Genomic DNA, 1,574 nt, shown 5'->3' on the forward strand with positions numbered 1-1,574 from the left:
CCTCGACCACGGGTGGGGGCGGAGGAGGGGGCGGACGGAACACCACGTCCGTGCCCTTCTTCTCTTTGATGACTTCCGTCACCTTGCCGGCCGCGGTGATGGCGGCGATGCCCATCAGCGCGAACACGGCGACGGACGCCGTAGTGGAGAGCGCGAACCGCCGCGCTGATTGGACGTCCGGGCCGCTGTCGAAGGTCTCGAACATGACTGGACGCGCATATAGCGACGCCATGTGTCGGGCCTGTCCGGGGCCCGTGACACTTTGCTTCCATCAACTTGACGGGAGCGTCACGGCGCGAGCCCGCCACCAAAGCAACGTGGCAGGCGTGACACGGCGTCTGCGTCCACCACCGCGCGCGGTGCGCCCACGCGGCGCATCTGCGACAGCAGGGCGATCAGCAGCGCCGTGTAGACGAGCGCGAAGGGGCGCCACAGGAGGACGTGGCGGCTCCACTCCGCGCCCAGCCCCGAGTCAGAGACCAGGAGCCCCGTGAGGGCGATGAGCGCCACCAGCACCAGGTTGGGCCGGTGGCGGCTCTCCACCGCGGCGCGGATCAACGGCCAGGCCAGCACGTAGTTCGCGCGCCACGCCAGCGGTGACAGCAGGGTGACGCCCAGGCAACACACGGCGATGAGGTCCGCTGGCCCGGGTCTTGCCCACACGACGGCGGCGACGAAGAGGACCATGGCCACGGCCTGCGCCAGCGACATGTCACCGGGGGGCACCACGGTGTCGGGCGGGTACACCAGCGCCAGCAGCACGGTGGGCAGGCCCTGGGTGTTGGCCTGGAGCGCCCAGGGCGGCGTGGTGCGCGCCAGCGTGTCGCTCCAGAGCTGGAACTGCGCCAGCGCGCCGTCCCAGCCGTAGCGGGCGAGCGTGGGCAGGGTGAGCAGCAGTCCCACCACCGCGGTGGCGCCGATGACGCGCCAGTGACGGCGCCACAGGAAGAAGAGGCCGACGAGGGCGGCGGGCGGCTTGAGCAGGAAGGCGACGGCGAAGGCGATTCCGGGGCGCCACACCTGCCCGCGTTCGGCGCCGAGCGTGGACAGGAGGATGAGCAGCAGGATGACGGCGTCCACCTGGCCGTAGAACAGCTCGAAGGTGAAGGACGGCAGCAGGGCCAGCGTCGTCAGGGCGGGCGCCCAGGCCCAGGGCGTGGCTTCCCCCGACGAAGGCGTGGCGCGCATGGTGAGGCGGGCCACGGCGGCGAGCGCGGCGATGGAGCCCAGGTTCCACAGGGCCACGGCGGCGCGCGCGGGGAGCAGCGTGAAGGGAAGGAAGAGGGGCGCGGTGACGGGCGCGTACTTGAACGGCATGGTGCCGTCGGACAGGCGGTAGATGTCCGAGGCCTCCCAGAAGCGCTCCGCCGCCATGAGGTAGACGCGGAAGTCCACGCCTCGGCGGGGATGCTGGCCCACGGCGATGGCGGCCACGGCCAGCACGGCCAGCACGAGCCACCAGACCCAGCGCGCCCAGGGCGCACCCACTCCAGGAGCTGTCCCCTCACCCTCGGCCGGTGGGGGGGATTCGGAGCCGGAGGGCCCCGGGGCGACGGCGGTCATCGGCAGGGAGG

Annotated in this window: 1 protein-coding gene and 1 pseudogene; both read right to left on the reverse strand. The window is 72.1% G+C overall.

The window, feature by feature from the left end; all coding sequences use genetic code 11:
• Positions 1–205: pseudogene (locus tag HV824_RS35670) on the reverse strand (energy transducer TonB); the annotation flags it as partial.
• A gap of 83 nt (positions 206–288) precedes the next feature.
• A partial coding sequence (locus HV824_RS35675; RefSeq protein ID WP_255208621.1) for a glycosyltransferase family 87 protein occupies positions 289–1,574 on the reverse strand: 1,286 nt, incomplete at its 5' end.

The sequence above is a fragment of the Myxococcus sp. AM009 genome (genome assembly GCF_013372605.1).
Classification (GTDB): Bacteria; Myxococcota; Myxococcia; order Myxococcales; family Myxococcaceae; genus Myxococcus; species Myxococcus vastator.